General features: G+C 39.9%; 16 protein-coding genes and 1 pseudogene. 4 read left to right on the forward strand and 13 right to left on the reverse strand.

All coding sequences use genetic code 11. The annotated features are described in order from the left end of the window. Positions 1 to 27 precede the first annotated feature (27 nt). The 7 genes from hflD to JR005_RS10385 all read right to left on the reverse strand — a co-directional run bounded on the left by hflD (position 28) and on the right by JR005_RS10385 (position 5945). Positions 28 to 765 (reverse strand): high frequency lysogenization protein HflD, encoded by a 738-nt coding sequence (gene hflD / locus JR005_RS10355; protein WP_218665002.1) that lies wholly within the window; start codon positions 763 to 765, stop codon positions 28 to 30. Positions 766 to 789: 24 nt separating this feature from the next. Further along, a complete protein-coding gene (gene mnmA, locus JR005_RS10360; RefSeq protein WP_218665003.1) occupies positions 790 to 1923 on the reverse strand; it encodes a tRNA 2-thiouridine(34) synthase MnmA in 1134 nt (377 codons plus the stop codon). A 4-nt stretch (positions 1924 to 1927) separates the two neighbouring features. Then, a complete protein-coding gene (locus JR005_RS10365) occupies positions 1928 to 2413 on the reverse strand; it encodes an NUDIX hydrolase (protein ID WP_004988347.1) in 486 nt (161 codons plus the stop codon). A gap of 627 nt (positions 2414 to 3040) precedes the next feature. Beyond that, positions 3041 to 3580 (reverse strand): gamma carbonic anhydrase family protein, encoded by a 540-nt coding sequence (locus JR005_RS10370; protein WP_004988343.1) that lies wholly within the window; start codon positions 3578 to 3580, stop codon positions 3041 to 3043. A gap of 175 nt (positions 3581 to 3755) precedes the next feature. Further along, positions 3756 to 4904: a D-alanyl-D-alanine carboxypeptidase PBP5/6 gene (gene dacC, locus JR005_RS10375; protein ID WP_004988341.1), complete on the reverse strand. Its 1149-nt coding sequence runs from the start codon at positions 4902 to 4904 to the stop codon at positions 3756 to 3758. A 113-nt stretch (positions 4905 to 5017) separates the two neighbouring features. Next, the gene (locus tag JR005_RS10380) at positions 5018 to 5419 is read right to left on the reverse strand and encodes an MCR_0457 family protein (protein ID WP_004988340.1); all 402 of its coding nucleotides are present in this window, start codon (positions 5417 to 5419) and stop codon (positions 5018 to 5020) included. Positions 5420 to 5570: 151 nt separating this feature from the next. Further along, the gene (locus JR005_RS10385) at positions 5571 to 5945 is read right to left on the reverse strand and encodes an MCR_0457 family protein (RefSeq protein WP_004988337.1); all 375 of its coding nucleotides are present in this window, start codon (positions 5943 to 5945) and stop codon (positions 5571 to 5573) included. A 101-nt stretch (positions 5946 to 6046) separates the two neighbouring features. On the opposite strand from JR005_RS10385, the gene surE reads away from it, so the two are divergent. From surE to JR005_RS10400, 3 genes and pseudogenes are all read left to right on the forward strand, one after another. After that, positions 6047 to 6814: a 5'/3'-nucleotidase SurE gene (gene surE, locus JR005_RS10390; protein WP_119686620.1), complete on the forward strand. Its 768-nt coding sequence runs from the start codon at positions 6047 to 6049 to the stop codon at positions 6812 to 6814. 144 nt (positions 6815 to 6958) lie between these two features. After that, on the forward strand, positions 6959 to 7807 hold the full coding sequence (locus tag JR005_RS10395) for a peptidoglycan DD-metalloendopeptidase family protein (protein WP_004988332.1): 849 nt from the start codon (positions 6959 to 6961) through the stop codon (positions 7805 to 7807). Positions 7808 to 7915: 108 nt separating this feature from the next. Beyond that, positions 7916 to 8844 (forward strand): annotated as a pseudogene (locus JR005_RS10400) (LysR family transcriptional regulator). 133 nt (positions 8845 to 8977) lie between these two features. Here JR005_RS10400 and JR005_RS10405 read toward each other — a convergent pair. Next, positions 8978 to 10189, reverse strand: coding sequence for an aspartate aminotransferase family protein (locus JR005_RS10405; RefSeq protein ID WP_004988324.1), 1212 nt, complete (start codon positions 10187 to 10189; stop codon positions 8978 to 8980). 161 nt (positions 10190 to 10350) lie between these two features. Here JR005_RS10405 and grxD point away from each other — a divergent pair, with 161 nt between their 5' ends. Beyond that, positions 10351 to 10692 carry a Grx4 family monothiol glutaredoxin gene (gene grxD, locus JR005_RS10410; RefSeq protein WP_004988322.1) on the forward strand — a complete coding sequence of 114 codons (342 nt, stop codon included), beginning with the start codon at positions 10351 to 10353 and terminating at the stop codon, positions 10690 to 10692. 69 nt (positions 10693 to 10761) lie between these two features. On the opposite strand, the gene JR005_RS10415 is transcribed toward grxD, so the two are convergent. The 5 genes from JR005_RS10415 to JR005_RS10435 all read right to left on the reverse strand — a co-directional run. Continuing rightward, positions 10762 to 11997: a multifunctional CCA addition/repair protein gene (locus JR005_RS10415; protein ID WP_218665004.1), complete on the reverse strand. Its 1236-nt coding sequence runs from the start codon at positions 11995 to 11997 to the stop codon at positions 10762 to 10764. A 94-nt stretch (positions 11998 to 12091) separates the two neighbouring features. After that, a complete protein-coding gene (locus JR005_RS10420) occupies positions 12092 to 14362 on the reverse strand; it encodes an NADP-dependent malic enzyme (protein ID WP_004988316.1) in 2271 nt (756 codons plus the stop codon). A gap of 144 nt (positions 14363 to 14506) precedes the next feature. Next, a complete protein-coding gene (locus JR005_RS10425) occupies positions 14507 to 17368 on the reverse strand; it encodes a GGDEF domain-containing phosphodiesterase (RefSeq protein ID WP_218665005.1) in 2862 nt (953 codons plus the stop codon). A 149-nt stretch (positions 17369 to 17517) separates the two neighbouring features. Continuing rightward, on the reverse strand, positions 17518 to 18243 hold the full coding sequence (locus JR005_RS10430; RefSeq protein ID WP_004988312.1) for a 16S rRNA (uracil(1498)-N(3))-methyltransferase: 726 nt from the start codon (positions 18241 to 18243) through the stop codon (positions 17518 to 17520). A 22-nt stretch (positions 18244 to 18265) separates the two neighbouring features. After that, a partial coding sequence (locus JR005_RS10435) for a methylenetetrahydrofolate reductase (RefSeq protein ID WP_228731687.1) occupies positions 18266 to 18967 on the reverse strand: 702 nt, incomplete at its 5' end.

Consider the following 18967-nt stretch of genomic DNA (forward strand, 5'->3'; position numbering starts at 1 on the left):
AAATATAAAATAAAATTCGTTGCAACATCAAAGTTCGACCATTTGATACTGTAAACGAGCGAGTGTTTGAATGTCTTGAAGCAATTTACGTTTGCTAAAAATCATATTCCATGAGCTACCACCTAACTGCCGCCAAAGATGCGCCACTTGCAATCCAGTAAATAGACAGGCTCGGATACGGTTGGTGTGATTGCTATCTTTGAACGCTTCAGCGTTGCCGCGAACCATAATGCGCGGATTAATCTGACCTGCTGTCTCGACATAGGTTTGCGCAAGGTTGGCAATAATACTCGGATGTAAATAGTTATTATCGAAAAATGACAGTTGTTTTAAAATTTTTTGCTGTGATTTTTCAATAATTTCAACATATTCTGGGTTTTTGTAGACTTTCTTTTCAAGTTGCAACAATGACATGGCATAAGTCATAGGCAGCTTGGCATTTGAGAGTTTAGGTAAACGCGATTTCGGTGAGCTTGAAAAAGGTTGAGTAATACTACTTTCCAGTGTTTTTAAACCCAGTGAAATATCGGCAAGCTGATGAAAAAAATCCAATGTTTGGGTACTGGAATTCATAGCAGGGCGTATATTTAGACAGGCTTTAATCAGTTGTTCAAAATAAAAGTTCCCACTTTCACCAATACTTTGTTGACCTGTCATCGCTGTCATATGTGTCAGCTGCGCGGCCTGAAAGACACCCGCAAGCGCTAATGCACGGTTTTGACGTACATTGAGTGCTTGAGGCTGTTGAAAAGGGGTGTCAACCATGCCTAGGATTCCTTTAAATATACTTTAAATAAAATCGGGTTTTAGTGCATTGGTGCTTAAAATTACACCACCACCTAGACAAATTTCATCGTCGTAAAATACAACGCTTTGTCCCGGTGTTACTGCACGTTGTTGTTGATCAAACTCAACACGGATACCATTTTCAACGCTTTCATCGCGGTAAATTGTACACGCTTGATCAGGTTGACGATAACGGGTTTTGGCTGTACATCGAAAACCCGAAGTCGGAATTTCTTGCTCACCTGCCACCCAGTCAATCGACTCACTCCAAAGCTGTGTGCTTTGCATAAGCGGATGTTCGTGACCCTGACCAATCACCAGTCGATTATTGGCAATATCTTTATGCAGTACAAACCATGCACCTTCAGGTGCATTCTTCAAACCACCTAAACCAATACCACCACGTTGACCCAGCGTATAGTACATTAAGCCGTGATGTTCACCAACCTCTTGACCATTATCCAAAACAATTTGTCCGGGTTGAGCAGGTAAATATTGTTTAAGAAAATCATTAAAGCGACGTTCACCAATAAAACAAATACCAGTCGAGTCTTTTTTCTTGGCTGTTGCTAAATCAAGTTGTTCCGCGATTTTACGCACTTCTGGTTTTTCAATTTCGCCCACAGGAAATAAGGTCTTATTAATTTCTCGACCATGAACCGCATGCAGAAAATAGGTCTGATCTTTATTATTGTCGACGCCACGTAATAAAGGTGCATAACTTTCACCACGTGAGTTTTGCAGACTTTCACCACGACGTGCGTAATGACCTGTGGCAATAAAGTCTGCACCTAAGGTCATCGCATGATCTAAAAATGCTCGGAATTTAATTTCTTTATTACAGAGGATATCTGGATTTGGGGTACGTCCCGCAGCGTATTCAGCAAGAAAATGCTCAAACACACGATCCCAATATTCCATGGCAAAGTTAGCCGTATGGAGCTTAATACCAATTTTATCGGCAACCGCTTGGGCATCTGCCAAATCTTCTAGTGCTGTACAGTATTTCGTTCCATCATCTTCTTCCCAGTTTTTCATGAAAAGACCTTCAACCTGATATCCTTGTTGAAGTAAAAGTGCAGCAGAAACCGATGAATCGACTCCACCAGACATCCCGACGATGACGCGTTGTGACATAGGATTAAGCATCCAGATTTGAAGTGAAAGAAGGAGAGTGGTGCTCATAAATGAGCGATAAAGGAAAGCGTTGACCGCTTAAAGCATCTTGAATGGCTTTGGTGACCAACGGACTACGTGCGCGAGCTGTTTCCTGCAATTCATCCAGATTCATCCAGACAGCGCGGACAATACCTGTATCTAATGTCGCATTTAGGTCAACATTGACACTTTGCGCTAAAAAGCAAAAACGGTAATAGGTCCGATCTGGAAACATCGGTGGTGTATAAGTATATATGCCAAGCAAGGCATCAATTTCAACCGTATGGCCTGTTTCTTCAAGAGTTTCACGTATCGCAGCTTGGATCAGGGTTTCACCAGATTCAACATGACCCGCAGGTTGGTTGAATACGGTATGGGTCACGCCTTCGCTATGTTCTTCAACAAATAGAAAGCGACCATCTTTTTCAACAACTGTGGCAACGGTAACGTGCGGTGTCCAAGTGGTCATAAAAAGCACCCTGATTTAAAAGCAGTATGATACAAAATTTGGGGCGTGGTGGCTAGGCTGCATCTACTATTGGCGACAATACTTACGGACATTGAGAATGAAAAGAAAGTACAGTGCAAAAAACACACACAGAAGGTATTGTAAACTCATGATGATTGCACTGATATAAGGGTGTGAAAATTGCCTTAAATAAGTGAAGTATGCGCCTTTTTTTGAAAAGTCTGGCATACGATCATCAAGTAAAAACCAGCTTAAGCACATAAAAAACAGTATAAATAAGAAAAAGATAATTCCTAAAATGCCAAAAAAAACGCGGTACTTAGGATTAAATTTGGAATAGTACAATCTCAGATTTTTTCGTTGTATAGCGTTGAGTGTAATGACTAAATAATTAAAAAAACAAAGAATTAGTGTAATCAATGTACATATTGCGAAAAAGTCATTCAGAAATTTGTGCTGGTTTGAAAGCTTCGTCACCATAGTGGTGTGGAGTAATCCAGAAAAATTAAAATCGAAACTCACAAAGATCAGCGCAATCATCAATGGAATGAGATAGAAATAATAATAAGGCACGACATTATCGAGATAAATTAAAAAAATAGGGGTATCTCGGCGTGTTCTCATTGACTATAATTCCTTCAAATAATTATTTTTCACCTTCACATAATTCTGTGCTGAATAAGGTAAAAAGGCTTTTTCTTTATCGGTTAAAGGCCGTACTTTCTGAACAGGACTTCCGACATATAAGTATCCACTTTCTAGAACTTTACGCGGTGGAACCAAACTACCTGCACCAATCATCACATCATCTTCAACAATGACATCGTCTAAAATAACGGTATTAATACCAATCAAAACACGATTGCCAATTGTACAACCATGTAAAGTCACATGATGACCAACGGTGACATCTTCACCAATAATTAAAGGAGAGCCTTCAGGTTTGCCAGTTTGCTTATGTGTCACATGTAGCATGGAGTGATCTTGCACATTGCTGTTTTTACCAATGCGAATATGATTAACATCACCACGAATCACCGCGAAAGGCCAGACAGAAACATTTTCAGCCAATTGAACATCTCCAACCACCACAGACATTTCATCGATATAACAACTCTCATCAATTTGTGGATATTGATCTAAATAAGGTCGAATGTTTTGGGTCATGGTGAGCTTCAAAGTCAAAGATTAGGGAATTATAAAATAAAAAAGCATTCAGACTAAGTGCCTGAATGCTCAAATGACTGACTTTAGACTTCTTTCACCATTGTTTAAACTCTCTTTATTTTTCTCCCAGAGGCAGAAATAAAAGGGCCTGATGAATGAAGTCTTTTAAACATGATTAAAATAAGTTACTAAAAAACATTTTGATATGATCGATCATACGCGCGAAGAAACCTGCTTCTTCTACTGGCTTTAAAGCCACAAGTGGTTTTTCAGCAATGACTTTACCATCAAGACTTGCCACCAATTTACCTACCACTTGACCTTTCGCCAAAGGCGCATTCAGTTTAGGCTGAATCACCAGTTGAGTTTTGATGTTATCCGCTTGACCTTTCGGCATAGTAACATTGAAGTTTTCAGCTAGACCAATTTGAACTTCATCTTCCTTACCAAACCAGACTTTAGCTTTTGCTAAAACTTGGTTTGCAGGTTGAACATTGACGGTTTCAAAGTTAGAAAAACCCCAAGCCAATAATGTACGTGTTTGAGAAGCACGTTCGTTCATGCTTGGTGTGCCAAAGATCACAGAGATTAAACGCATAGGACCACGCTTACTTGATGTGGTCATACAAAAACCAGCTTCGTTGGTATGACCTGTTTTTAAACCATCAACGCTTGGATCTGTATAAAGTAACGCATTACGGTTACCTTGTTTGATTCCATTAAAGGTAAATTCTTTTTCAGAATAAATCGGGTAATATTTTGAACTGTCTTTGATAATATGCTGTGCAAGAAGTGCCATATCCTTTGCAGAAGAATAATGACCGTCAGCAGGCATCCCTGTTGAGTTAATAAAGTGAGTATTGGACATGCCAATACGCTTAGCTTCCTGATTCATCATGTGGGCAAACGTTCCTTCGTTGCCTGCAATATGTTCAGCCATTGCAACAGAAGCATCGTTACCAGATTGCACAATAATACCGCGTAACATTTCCAGAACGGTCGCTGTACCATTTAAAGGAACGTACATACACGATTCTGCACTGCTGCCACGACACCATGCGGATTCGTTCATGCGAACGCTTTCATTTTCAGTCAATTCACCCTTTAAAAGTTTTTGCTCAATGATATAACTGGTCATCATTTTGGTCATTGAGGCAGGGGCAAGATGTTCGTTTTCATTCTTCGATGCGAGAATTTGCCCCGTCTCATAATCCATTAAGACATAAGATTTATTATTTAATTCTGGGGGTGAGGATAAAACAGTTGCTGCATAGGTAAATGATGGTAAGAGTATAAGTGCAGCAAAGGTGCTTTTTTGAATCATTCTAGGCGTTCCGATAACTTGTGTGAAGCAGACGAGCCTAGCATTTTAGGATAAAGCCAAGCCGACTTCTACGTTAAAAGTCGGCTTATTTCATACATATTGTAAATAATCAGTTATTTCGAATAATAATTACGGACATCATCGCAAATTTGGCGATTGTCATCATCAGATGCTTTTTTGGCATCTGCACGTGCTTCTTTCAAAGCAGGTTGAAATTCTTTGCTTTTAGCACGTTTCTTTAAAACCTCAACAGCGTTTGGTTCATTGTTTAAATAAGCTTTGACCAAGTTTTCATAAGCTTTATTAAACTTTAAATCCTTACCAATCAAGCTTGGACACACCTCAGACAAGACATAAATTGCCGCAAGTTCTTGAGGGGTAACGTTATCAGAAGTTGGAGTAACTTCAATTTGTTCAGATTCAGCTTTTTTGTCTTTGGCAAAGGCAGTGCTGGTGAAAACGCTAGAAGCGAGGAGAAATGATAATCCAGCTATTTTAAACACATTTTTTTTCATAAAAACTCAAACTCAAAATAAGACTTAAAGAATTTGAATCACTTATAGCATGAAAAGCAGTTTTAATTTGTATCTTTGCTGTAGAACTTATGCAGAACAAGGTTCTAAGTAATTAAATTATTTAGAACCAAAATTTGACTAGATCGACAACTTATTCTTGATAACTTAAAACATCTTCACATACTGTTTTTTGTTCATCAGTCGAAGTTTCTTTGAGTGTTTGATGTGCGTCAGCCAATAGAGATTTATATTCAGCATCATTTTGTAATGCTGCAAACGTCATATTTTGACCCGAATAGGCTTTTAGATTCGTTTGAATCAATTTTTGAATATTTTGTTCAAATGTCGCATTTTTCCCAATCAGAGTAGGGCAAACTTCACTTAAAACTTGTGTTCCTGCAATATCTTCTTTGACTAAAGCATTACGTTCTGCCTGAGACAATGCTTCATTTGCAAATGCCATTTGACTAAATGTGATTGCCGTTAAAGTAAATAAACAAAAGCGTGATATAAATGACGTTCTCATGGTTTCACAAAATTATTAATGAATTTAGTCGCTAAATATATATAATTCAATGAATATTTCAATTGAATAACCTCATCAGTCATTTATCGAGATCGTGTTTTGTGAATATTCTTATAGCCAACGATGATGGTGTCTTTGCACCCGGCATTCAGGCGCTTGCGCAAGCTTTAAAACCCTTAGGTCGTGTTGTTGTGGTCGCTCCAGAAAGTGAGCGAAGTGGATTTTCTAGTGCGTTGACCTTAGATCGTCCTTTGCGTCCCATTCCTATTGCGCAGGATGTCTGGGCAGTCAATGGTACACCGGCGGATTGTGTCTATCTTTCCATGAATGGTTTGTTCGATTTTGAATTTGATCTGGTTGTGAGTGGCATTAATAGCGGGGCAAATCTCGGTGATGATGTGCTTTATTCAGGTACAGTAGGTGCTGCGTTTGAAGGACGTTTAATGAAGCAGCCTGCTATTGCTGTGTCTCTGGCAGGCAGCAATGTGCGGTCTTATGAACATGCAGATGATTATGCAGTTGCCGCTCAATGGGTACATGATTTTATCGCGCGAGGCTTACCACAGTTACCGCCTCGTCATATTTTGAATATTAATATTCCAGATGTGCCAGAACTTATGGGTGAAAAGATCACATATCAGGGGCTTCGTGCACAGTCTAAGCCAATTACGAGCCATGTTGATCCGCGTGGTCGGCAAGTGTACTGGATTGGACTCGCTGGTGAAGCGGTGACAGATCCTAAAAGAACGCCTAGCCATGCCCAGTCCGATTTTTTTGCAGTTGCCAATGGTTATGTCAGCATTACGCCTATTCAGATGGATGCTACTAACTATGCAATACTTGAAGATTTGCAAAAATCATTATCTTGATCTATTTGAAAATAAACCCATCGTTAAACAGTGCAGAATGTTATAACTTTGTGAAAATTAGGACGATGAACGTGCGTCTTCGTCCTTTTTTGGTACTCTTAGCGCAAATGTCTGTTGTTTTATATTGATGAGAGAGGGAGATCGATGCCATTGCTTCGACATGAAAGTGAAATCGCGTTTATTTCAAGCCATAGATTTCTAAAAAAAATAATGATGTCTGTGGCGGTTGTCTCCGCACTTGCAATAACAGGTTGCGCTTCTAAGCCGCAAATTTCAAATTCAACCCGTGTAATGAATTCACCGGATTATTATACGGTGCGCTCAGGAGATACCTTGAGTGGAATTGCTGCGCGTTATGGTTTGAATTACATCAATATTGCACAATTAAATGATATCGCGCCACCATATCGAATTTATGTCAACCAGTCCTTACGTTTAAAAGGTTCAGCAGCCAAACGTACCACGACGACGCAACCTATTACCCAAGCTGCACCAATACAACGTCAAACGATTGCACTGCCTACAACACCATCGACGACCACACAGACGACATCTCGTTCAGTCACTCCAGCTGTTGCACCTGTAACAACAGCACCCGTTATTACAGCAACGCCAACTTCAACCAGTTTACGTTGGGTAAAACCATCGGCTGGACCCGTGATTCAGCAATTTAATCCAGCAACAAATGTAAAAGGTCTACGCTATGGTGGAAATCTAGGTGACCCAATTTATGCAGCGGCAAATGGACAAGTTGTCTATGCTGCGGATGGACTTAAAGAGTACGGTAATTTAGTGTTGATCAAACATATTGATGGCTACATTACGGCTTATGCGCATAACAGTAAAATGCTGGTTAAAAGTGGCGACAACGTCACAGCAGGACAAAAAATTGCGGAAATGGGCTCATCTGGCACCAATCGCGTCATGTTAGAGTTCCAAATTCGCTTAGATGGTAAACCCATTAATCCTGCAAATATTATCCCAATGAACTAGTTGAAAGTTGAAATTAAATAATGCAAAAGCTAAATTTCTCCGTATAATACAATGAGATGCCTTTATCAAATAATGATAACTGCATCTCATAAGTTTAGAGGGAAATTTATGTTAGATCAACTTCGAGCAATGGGAGTGTTTGCTTGTGTTGTAGAGAAAAGTTCGTTTAGTGGTGCCGCCCGTGATCTGGGTATTACCACCAGTGCAGTGAGTCAACAGATTCGGTCTCTAGAGCAGGACATGGAAGTAACACTTCTTCACCGTTCTACCCGTAAATTAAGCTTAACTGAGGCTGGACAAGCTTTTTTCCACAGTTGCCAGGAAATGCTAGCTGCTGCGGAACGTGGCAAGATTCGTATTAATGAATTGCGAGATGATTTGGTTGGAGATTTGCGTATTGCAACCACTCCCGAATTAGGCGCCTTACATGTTGTCCCAGCTTTATCTCACTGGATGTCTGCACATCGTGGACTATCTGTAAATTTTGAAGCAGATCATCGATATATTGATCTTATCGAAGGGCGCATTGATATTGCCATTCGTATGAGCCCAAAAATTGAGGATCAAAACTTAACCATTATTCCAATGGCACGTGTCGATCAGGTTTTGGTCGCTTCACCGAGCTATTTGAATCAATCAGCCCCCATTTCGCGTCCTGAAGATTTAAAGAATCATGATCTGATTCCTGTAAATCTAATGAATAATTACCAGCACTTTTCATTTCAGCATGCTACAAATGGTGAGTCCGTAACGATAGACATGAAAACTCGTCTACAAACGAATAATGTTTTTGTCGCGAAATCTTTATGTCAACAAGGGCATGGTTTACCAGAATTCTGTACTTGGATGTACAAAAAGAGCTTGTAAATGGTTCTTTGGTTGAAGTCTTACCAGATTGGAATCTACCCGCTTTTACACTGTATGCAATTACGTCTAAGCGTGAACAACAGCCGATGAAGATTCATCGTTGTCTGGATGCGTTAAAGCAGTATTTTAGCCAGTTACCCGGTGGACGAACTTTTCAGGAAGCCTCTTAAACGCATCGTATATCCGTAAATACAGCAGGTAAAAAATCGAGTTATGCCAATAGCTCGATTTTTTATTTTTTAATGTCGATAAAAAAGCCACAACATGATTGTGGCTTTCAAACAGACGCTTTTAACTTAAAACTTAAGCTAAAAATTGCTTAATGGCTGGAACTAAACGTGAAAGCAAATCATCAGCTTGTTCTTGAGTCATATTTAGAGGGGGCAGTAAACGTACTACAGAACCCGCGGTAACATTGACAATCAATTTATATTCTTCACGTGCGATAGCGACCATTTCAGGGCAGGCTTTTGGTAATTCAACACCAATCATCATCCCAAAACCACGCACTTCGACATTTAAACCAGAAAGTTGCCCACGTAACTGCTCGACAATGTAGCTTCCCACTTTTGCAGCATTTTCTACTGCATTCTCTTTCTGAATCGTATCAATCACCGTATAAACCACACGTGAACCTAGCACAGTTCCACCATAGGTTGAACCATGGCTACCTGGCCCGAGTATGCCTACCGCTTTGGCTTGAGTCATTACAGCGCCAATAGGAAAGCCATTTCCCAAACCTTTAGCAGTCGTTAAAACATCTGGAACAATATTGGTATGTTGATATGCAAAATATTGACCTGTACGACCATTTCCAGTTTGGATTTCATCTAGCATCATGAGCCAATTATGCTGATTACATAGAGCGCGAACATCTTCTAGATAGCTAAAACCCTGCGGTGCAGTATTGATCCCACCTTCACCTTGAATCGGTTCAATCAAAATCGCGACAATATCGGGATGTTGCAAAGCAACTTCCTGCAATGCTTCCAAATCTCCGAAAGGCACACGAATAAATCCTTCAACTAGAGGAAAAAAGCCTTCCTGAACTTTACTGTTACCTGTTGCAGATAGCGTCGCCAATGTACGCCCATGAAAAGATTTTTCAGCAACGACGATTTTAGGATTTTGAATGCCTTGTTGGCTGGCGTACTTGCGTGCAATTTTAATTGCGCCTTCGTTAGCTTCAGCGCCGCTATTGGAAAAGAAAACTTCCTGCATGCCTGAAACTTCGGCCAGTTTTTGTGCCGCAGCAGTTTGCCACGGGATTTCAAATAGGTTGCTGGTATGAATTAAAGTGGCTGCCTGTTCAGCAATCGCTTCTGCAATAACAGGATGCGAATGACCTAAGCCACAAACGGCTATACCTGTGAGAGCATCCAGATATTCTGTGCCATCTTCTGTATAAAGATAAGAACCTCGTCCTCGTACAAAACTGATCGCTTGGCGGCCATAGGTTGCCATCAAATGTGAAGGTTGATCAGGTTGTACAGGGGCGAGAGTAATGTGATTCATGACGAACTCTTATCTGTTGAATAAAAGGAAAGGGTTTATATAAGCAAAAACAACCGCAGAATGAAAGGGCTAAACGAAATTAAAATAGAATTATCATGTTCTATCCTAACAAACACACTGGTTTTAGGTATAATAGTCGCAGAATAGTTGAGGATTTATCTATGACTGAACAAGCACGTGACACCGAAGCACTGATTCGCGATCAAATTGCTAAGCACTCGGTTTTACTTTATATGAAAGGCACTCCGCAGTTTCCACAATGTGGGTTCTCTGCGCGTGCGGTTGAAGCACTCAGTCAAATTGGTCGTCCATTTGCCTATGTGAATATTCTGGAAAATCCAGATATTCGTGCAACACTGCCACAAATTGCGAATTGGCCGACTTTCCCACAGCTTTGGGTCAATGGTGAGTTGGTCGGTGGTAGCGATATCATGCTGGAAATGTTCCAAAATGGTGAGTTAAAACCTTTAATTGAGCAATATAGCCCAGCGCCAGAAGCTTAATTTAAGCCATTGATAAAAAAAAACCTGAGATTTTCTCAGGTTTTTTTATGCAATTTTATACCGTGCAATCTAAACGTTATTCTCATGTTGCTGTTTGAGATCAGCCAAAGCATCAATTCGATATTGAATGAGCATTTCACCAATCTCTGCGCCATGAATATCTTCAGGCAAATCTGAAGCTTTAATTGAACGGACAATATGCATGGCTTTACGCATATATTCTGCTTGTGGATACGCACGATCTTCTAAACCTAATCGACCGCGTGCATCACATTCACAGGCTTGAATAAACGCTTCAACTCGTTCAGGACGTCTTAGAACATCCAAACGTTGCAGTAAACGCCATAGGGTTCCTGGTTTTAAGGTCATAGCCTGATGACATTTTAAATGTTCTTTACAGACTGAAACTGCCAATTGTTTAAGTTGTGTTGGAACTTTTAATCGATCAGATAAATCTTGAACAGGTGCAACACCACGTTCTTCGTGCATGATATGACGTGGAAGTTCATCAATAGGCGTAAGTGCTTTACCCAAGTCATGTACTAAAACCGCATAGCGTACATCAAGTGAGTAATGGGCATTACACGCTTGTTGCAAGGCCATCAAAGTATGAATGCCACAGTCAATTTCAGGATGGTATTCAGGGCGTTGTGGTACACCAAATAAAGCTTCGATTTCTGGAAATAAAACTTTTAGTGCGCCACATTGATGTAAAACTTCAAAATAGACATTGGCATGAGTTTCCATCAAGGCTCTGGAGGTTTCTTTCCAGACACGTTCGGGTGTGAGCGCATCTAATTCACCAGACTGACTTAATTGTTGCATCAAATTCAATGTTTCTGGAGCAATACTAAACCCGTATTGAAAATAACGTGCTGCAAATCGTGCAACTCGTAATACGCGAAGCGGATCTTCTAAAAAAGCATCGGATACATGACGTAGCAGTTTAAGTTCCAGATCTTGTTGACCACCATAAGGATCAAAAATCTCACCTGAAATTTCATCCATCGCAATGGCATTAATCGTGAGATCACGTCGAATCAAATCATCTTCAAGTGTGACGTCAGGATCGGTAAAAAATTGAAAACCATGATAACCGATACCCGATTTACGTTCGGTACGCGCAAGGGCATATTCATCTTTGGTTTGTGGATGTAAAAATACAGGAAAATCTTTACCAACAGGCTGATAGCCCTGATCAAGCAATTGCTGTGGTGTTGCTCCCACCACGACATAATCTTTTTCGTGATAGGGGTGCCCAAGTAAAAAATCGCGTACGGCACCGCCTACTAAATAAACATGCATGAAAAAACCTCTGTTCTTAAGCTCATGATGCTACAGAACAGAGGTTTTCTCAAGTCACAAAGTTAAGCTTTTCTAATCTCTTAAGTTTAAAGAATTAGCCACCGCTTTGCTGAATTTCTGCGACAGTCAATGCTGTCATATTCAAGACACGACGTGTTGTTGCGGTTGGTGTCAAAATATGCACAGGTTTTGCTGCACCCAGTAAAATAGGCCCAATCGTGACATTGTTCCCTGAAGTGGCTTTCAGTAAGTTAAATGAAATATTCGCTGAATCCAGATTCGGCATGATCAATAGATTTGCAGAACCTTTGAAACGCGAATTTGGGAATGCAAAGTGACGAATACTTTCATCAAGTGCGGCATCACCATGCATTTCACCTTCAACTTCGAGCTCAGGCGCGCGTTCAGATAACAAGCGATAAACTTCACGCATTTTTTTCGCGCTTGGATCGTTCTGGTCGCTACCAAAACTCGAATGTGAGAGCAAAGCAATACGTGGCGTAATACCAAAACGGCGAACTTCTTCAGCAGCCATAATGGTCATATCCACTAATTGCTCTGCGGTCGGATTAGTATTCACATAGGTATCAGCAATGAACAGATTACGATCTTCTAGCATCAATGCATTGAGGGTAAAGAAGTTGTTTACACCTTCTTTAAGTCCAATAACATTGCTCACAAAGTCGAGATGGATATCATAACTACTATATGTACCACATAGCATGCCATCCGCTTTGCCAAATTTAACCAACAATGCGGCGATCAGTGTCGAGCGGCGACGTGCTTCACGTTGCGCGTATTCCTCTGTAACACCTTTACGTTGCATGGTGTGGTGATAATCTTTCCAAAACTCTTCATAGAGCGGATTTTTTTCTTGGTCCACAATCTCAATATTAGTGCCATGTTCTAAACGTAAGCCTAGTTTTTTGATATTGTTTTCGATGACCGCTGTGCGACCGACCAAAATTGGAAAGGCAATGCCTTCATCTACTGCAATTTGTGCAGCACGAAGGACACGTTGATCTTCACCTTCTGCATACGCAATACGTTTAGGATCAGTTTTTGCTTGAGAGAAAATAGGTTTCATCATAAACGCTGAGTTATAGACAAACTCAGACAATTTTTGACGATATGCTGCAAAATCTTCGATCGGGCGAGTGGCAACACCTGAATCCATGGCTGCTTTTGCAACGGCAGGTGCGATTTCAAGAATCAAACGCTGATCCAATGGACGAGGAATCAGGTAATCACGACCAAATGAAGCAGATTTTTCACCATAGGTCGCAGCATCTGCTTCAACGTGTGCCATACGCGCGATGGCATGCACACAGGCAATTTTCATTTCTTCATTGATCGTGGTTGCACCTACATCAAGTGCCCCACGGAAAATGTAAGGGAAGCAAAGTGCATTATTTACCTGATTTGGATAGTCTGAACGACCAGTCGCCATAATGACATCAGGACGAACTTCGTGTGCATGTTCAGGTAAAATTTCAGGATCTGGATTTGCCAATGCAAAGATGATTGGATTTTCTGCCATTTCCTTGACCATTTCTTTGGTCAAAATACCTGCCGCAGAAAGACCTAAGAACATATCCGCACCCGCCATAACTTCATGAAGTTTGGTTTGTGGAATATCTTGAACATAGCGCTTTTTAGAATCATCCAGACCATCACGAGACGTGGTTAAAAGTCCACGTGAATCGGCAACGGTGATGTTTTCTTTACGCACACCAAGTGCACATAATAAATCCAGACAAGATAATGCCGCAGCACCAGCGCCTGACGCTACAATTTTAATGTCTTCAATTTTTTTGTTGACCAGTTGCAGTGCATTTAATAATGCTGAACCCACAATAATACTGGTTCCGTGTTGGTCATCATGAAACACAGGAATATTCATGCGTTCACGAAGTTTTTTCTCGATATAAAAGCATTCTGGGGCTTTGATATCTTCGAGGTTAATACCGCCAAAAGTAGGTTCTAAAGCAGCAACAATGTCCACGATTTTATCGGGATCATTTTCTGCAATTTCAATATCAAAAACGTCTACGCCCGCAAATTTTTTAAAGAGAACGCCTTTACCTTCCATAACAGGCTTAGATGCCAAAGGTCCAATATTACCAAGACCTAAAACTGCCGTACCATTACTGACCACTGCGACCAAATTTCCGCGCGCAGTATATTTTGCCGCTGTAGAAGGATCGCGTTCAATCTCTAAACATGGAGCTGCAACTCCCGGAGAATAAGCAAGGGCCAAGTCATGCTGATTGACAAGTTGCTTGCTTGGTGTAACGCTGATTTTCCCTGGAGTAGGATGTTCATGATAATACAAAGCAGCCTGTTTTAATGATTGATCGTCCATCTGAATCTCGATTGTTACAAGAGTTAACTAGTGAATGCTTGGGTGTAACGGGTAAAGCCGTTCGAATATAACATTAGTTGGGCTTTACGCACAGTCAAAAACTATCAATTTGCTTAGAACTCACGGTTTTCAAAGCAGAATAAATTATTCACCCACACATTTGTGGGTTTTTAAAAATTCAGTACTCTTTTCAGGATTGAGCGGTTTAGAAAATAAAAAGCCCTGTAAAATATCGCATTTTTGTTGGTACAAAAAGTCAGCCTGTTCTTGCGTTTCGACACCTTCAGCCACCAAAGTCAGGTTCATGGCTTTGCCCATGGCAATCATAGCACTTACGATAGCTTCCTGTTTTGGATTGCCAATTTTAGAAATAAAACTACGATCAATTTTTAAAATATCAATTGGATATTCGGTTAGATACGCCAAAGAAGAATAACCAGTTCCAAAGTCATCCAGTGAAATGAGAATTTCTCTTTGCTTAATTTCCTGTAACATTTCCTGAACGATTTCAGAGCTATCCATGAGTGAAGACTCTGTAATCTCAAGTTCTAATTTTTTACCGTTAATTTGATAATACTGCATGGCATCATCCAGATCGTTGAGCAATTGACCACGATGAATCTGCTGGGCGACGACATTGACTGAAACGCAAATATTTTTAAAACCTAAATCGTCCCAAATCCTGATTTGTTTGGCGGTTTCCATGATCACAAATCGACCAATATCCGAAATAAGACTGGTTTCCTGTGCAATTGGAATAAAGAGGTCAGGTCCAATTAATCCGCGGGTTGGGTGATCCCAGCGCGCCAATGCTTCAAAGCCATAAACATCGTGGCTTTGTGCGCAAACTTTAGGCTGATAGTAAACGACCAGTTCATTATTTTTGATGGCATTACGAAGTTCACGTTCAATATTTACGCCTTGAGTTAATAATGCTGATTTTTCAGGTGAATAATAACAAACGGTATTGCCACCTAAACGTTTAGCATCATTTAAAGCTTGTTCAGCGTGATTATTTAAACTGTCAATTTGACGACCATGTTCAGGATAGTAGGCGACGCCCATCGAAACAGTAACCACAATGTCATGACCTTGAACATGAAAAGGTTCAATAAAACTTTCAAAGATACGAGAACAATGCTGTTCGATAGAGGGGCGAATATGTGAAATTTCATAAAGAATAGCAAAGTCATCGCCATTTAAATGGGCGACCAACAGTGCTTCAGGTGTAGTTAAACGCAAACGTTGTGCGACTTTTTTTAATAACTCATCACCACCATTATTGGTCAGAAACTCATTTAATGTTCTAAAACGGTCAATATTAAAACGAATGACTGCAAACTGTTTAATTGGATCTTTTTGACTCACTAAATACTGATGAAGCTGATAGTTATAATAAAAGCGATTTGGCAGATCGGTGAGTGTGTCGTAATTTTCCAGATAAGATAAACGTTGTTCTTGGCGTTTTTTCTCAGTTTGATCAGAGACAATGCCGATATAATTAATAATTTGGTCATTGTCATTTTTAACAGCATTGATATGCGTCCAGATTGAGACTTCCTTGCCTGATAAAAAATTCTCGTTTAATTCACCATCAAATTCACCTTTTTGTAAGAGTTGCTTAGTGATATTGAGGTGCATGTTTTTTTGTTGGAATTTATCATTTTGGGTAATATCAAATAAATGCTTGCCCAATATTTCCTGTTTTTTAAATCCAGTGAGTTGCTCATAACAAGGATTGGCATCGACATAGCATAGATTTTCATCCAGAACGAATATGCCTTCGGCTGCCTGTTGAACGACACTAGCCGCAAGTTTGAGTCGATCCTGATCTTTTTTCTCTTGGCTGATATCGCGTCGAATACCTACCATTCGCAAAGGAATGTTACTTTGTGGATGGCGCAAAACCACCTGACCGACTTCCTGCACCCAGTACCAATGATCGTCATATTGAATCCGCATGATCACATCAAAACGTGATGTGTAGCCTCTTAAATGTCGATACAGTGCTCTTTTGACAAACAATAAATCATCAGGATGGATAATTTTTTCAAGATAACTTTGATGTGATTTCCAATCTTTGGTAATCCTATCTTGTTCTGGTGTGGTCAGTTCGATTTTACGGTGTTCAATATCCCAGTGCCACGGGCGAATTCCTGCAATTTCATGAGCTAATCTTAAATTTTGGGCGTTGTTTTCTAATCTTTCGTTCATCTTTTCAATATCATAAGTTCTTTCTTTGACTTTTTGCTCAAGGAGTTGATTATGCAGTTGCAATTGTAGTTCAATTTCTTTGGATTTATCCATTTCAACTTGTAGCTGTTGATAAAGTTCATCGGTCCATTTAACTTGCTCTTCGGCATTTAGTTTGAGTTCTTTATTTTTGAAAAATAAAATCGACATTCGCCGTTTATTACGATGAGACGCAAATGCACTAAAAACAAAAATGATTAAGATAAAGTTATATGCCACATAAAATAAAGAATAAGCTGTTTGTGGATGAGCAAACTGCGAAATAAACAGAGGCAAAATAGTAGGTAAAAAAACCAGAAAAAAAAGTCTGAGAGATTGAGTGAGATAAGTCAGACAAATAATCCCAGTAATCATGTATAAGACTGAACTTAAGGTTAATACATGAGCTGCTGTTAAGGGGGGATTAAGCGATGTCAAATTAAAATTGATTAATAAGATGCCTGTACCAATGACTACACCACTACCGAAGCAAATAAATTGCATCCAACGATTAGCGCTGTTGAGACCATAGTGATTTTCTTTAAAATAAAACTCAGAAATGCTCCAACAAATTATAAAAAATAAACTGCTAACAGCAATCCAGATATTAAAACACAAAGAAGAAACAGGACTATAAAATAAACGATATAACAAATAGTCAAAAATACAGAGTAAAAATAAATTAATGAGTAAGGCTTTACTCTGTCTGATCGAGCTTTTGAAATGAGCTGTATCGACATGATCGTACAATTCAGTTTCTTGTGGTTCAGACATATAAATATGTTCCGGTTAAATTTCACACAACAATTAAGTGAATACAAAAATAAAATCAGAATACTTTTTTAATGTTAATGAAGGTGTTTGTTAATGTCGTTTTACGTTGTCATACCTAACATGGAAAATCAATATTTGTTTCGACTAAATTAGTCGGCTTTTGACAAAAAATGATAGTTCAAAATTGAAAGCGCAACGACAGGTGCTGTTTCTGTACGTAAAACTCTTTCCCCAATACACCAGTTTAGAAAACCGTTTTCATTAGACTGTTGGATTTCTGCTTCGCTGAGCCCACCTTCTGGACCAATGAGCAGGGCAATCTCAGATAAACTATTAAGTAAAACATTTTCTTGGTCTTTGTTGGGTGCTAAAACAAAACGAGAAGATGGGAGTTCAGAAACTAACCATTCATCGAGAGAAATCGGAGCGAGAATTTTAGGAACACGGTTCATACCGCATTGTTCACACGCTGCGATTGCAACAGATTGCCAATGTTCAATTTTCTTTTGGTCACGCTCATATTTAAGTCGCATTTCACAGCGTTCGCTGGTTAACAGTTGAATCGTTGATACGCCAAGTTCGGTTGCTTTTTGAATCGCGTAATCCATGCGATCACCTTTACTCATCACTTGACCTAAAAGCACTTGAAATGGCGGAGTTCGATCAGTGGGATCAAAGTGATCAACAGAGACAAATGCATTTTTTTTATTAATTTCAGTGAGCGTTACAAGATATTCACCACCTTTTCCATTGAAAAAGATGGCTTGCTCTTGCTCTTTTGCACGAAGCACACGAACCCAATGATGAAATACTGACTCAGTTAACTCTATAGACTGATTGGTATCTAACTCTGTTTCAATATAAAAGCGATTCATAATTGGGTAAGGCTCGTACAAATTAGTTTAAACCGAGATCAACAACGAGTTGTCGAGTAGGTTCAGTTTGGTTCATTGAATAGAAGTGAAGTGTTGGGGCACCACCTGCGATTAAACGTTCGCAAAGTTTAACAATAACTTCATGACCAAAAGCTTTAATGCTTGCACTGTCATCGCCATAGGCTGCAAGTTGTTTGCGAATCCAGCGAGGAATTTCAGCGCCTGTACCGTCAGCAAAACGAATGAGGTTGCTGGCGTTGGTAATAGGCATAATCCCGGGTGCAATTGGAATCGTAATTCCTTCTTTTTCTAGGCGTTCAATAAAGTAGAAATAGGCATCTGGATTGAAGAAAAACTGGGTAATGCCTGCATTTGCACCTGCGTTAACTTTCTCGACAAAACGCTTGATGTCTGCATCAAATGTTTCTGCTTGTGGATGCATTTCGGGGTAAGCGGCGACTTCAATATGAAAATGATCGCCTGAATGCTCACGAATAAAACGTACTAGGTCTTGTGCATATGGAAGTTCACCCAGTCCAACTTGACCTGATGGTAAATCACCACGTAACGCGACGATACGATTAATACCTTGTGATTGATACAAGTCTAGGAGTTCAGCAATACGACCTTTATCATCGCCGATACAAGAAAGGTGAGGAGCGACCGCTGTGCCTTTACCATTAAAATCATTGATGGCTGCTAAAGTGCGTTCACGCGTTGAGCC

Origin of the sequence: Acinetobacter sp. Colony158, assembly GCF_019264745.1 — a bacterium.
Classification (GTDB): domain Bacteria; phylum Pseudomonadota; class Gammaproteobacteria; order Pseudomonadales; family Moraxellaceae; genus Acinetobacter; species Acinetobacter ursingii.

What these genes read in the sequence shown, in the direction of transcription:
- hflD (WP_218665002.1), bottom strand. Translation starts at nt 765, where the DNA reads ATGGTTGACACCCCTTTTCAACAGCCTCAAGCACTCAATGTACGTCAA.
- mnmA (WP_218665003.1), bottom strand. Translation starts at nt 1,923, where the DNA reads ATGTCACAACGCGTCATCGTCGGGATGTCTGGTGGAGTCGATTCATCG.
- JR005_RS10365 (WP_004988347.1), bottom strand. Translation starts at nt 2,413, where the DNA reads ATGACCACTTGGACACCGCACGTTACCGTTGCCACAGTTGTTGAAAAA.
- JR005_RS10370 (WP_004988343.1), bottom strand. Translation starts at nt 3,580, where the DNA reads ATGACCCAAAACATTCGACCTTATTTAGATCAATATCCACAAATTGAT.
- dacC (WP_004988341.1), bottom strand. Translation starts at nt 4,904, where the DNA reads ATGATTCAAAAAAGCACCTTTGCTGCACTTATACTCTTACCATCATTT.
- JR005_RS10380 (WP_004988340.1), bottom strand. Translation starts at nt 5,419, where the DNA reads ATGAAAAAAAATGTGTTTAAAATAGCTGGATTATCATTTCTCCTCGCT.
- JR005_RS10385 (WP_004988337.1), bottom strand. Translation starts at nt 5,945, where the DNA reads ATGAGAACGTCATTTATATCACGCTTTTGTTTATTTACTTTAACGGCA.
- JR005_RS10395 (WP_004988332.1), top strand. Translation starts at nt 6,959, where the DNA reads ATGCCATTGCTTCGACATGAAAGTGAAATCGCGTTTATTTCAAGCCAT.
- JR005_RS10405 (WP_004988324.1), bottom strand. Translation starts at nt 10,189, where the DNA reads ATGAATCACATTACTCTCGCCCCTGTACAACCTGATCAACCTTCACAT.
- grxD (WP_004988322.1), top strand. Translation starts at nt 10,351, where the DNA reads ATGACTGAACAAGCACGTGACACCGAAGCACTGATTCGCGATCAAATT.
- JR005_RS10415 (WP_218665004.1), bottom strand. Translation starts at nt 11,997, where the DNA reads ATGCATGTTTATTTAGTAGGCGGTGCCGTACGCGATTTTTTACTTGGG.
- JR005_RS10420 (WP_004988316.1), bottom strand. Translation starts at nt 14,362, where the DNA reads ATGGACGATCAATCATTAAAACAGGCTGCTTTGTATTATCATGAACAT.
- JR005_RS10425 (WP_218665005.1), bottom strand. Translation starts at nt 17,368, where the DNA reads ATGTCTGAACCACAAGAAACTGAATTGTACGATCATGTCGATACAGCT.
- JR005_RS10430 (WP_004988312.1), bottom strand. Translation starts at nt 18,243, where the DNA reads ATGAATCGCTTTTATATTGAAACAGAGTTAGATACCAATCAGTCTATA.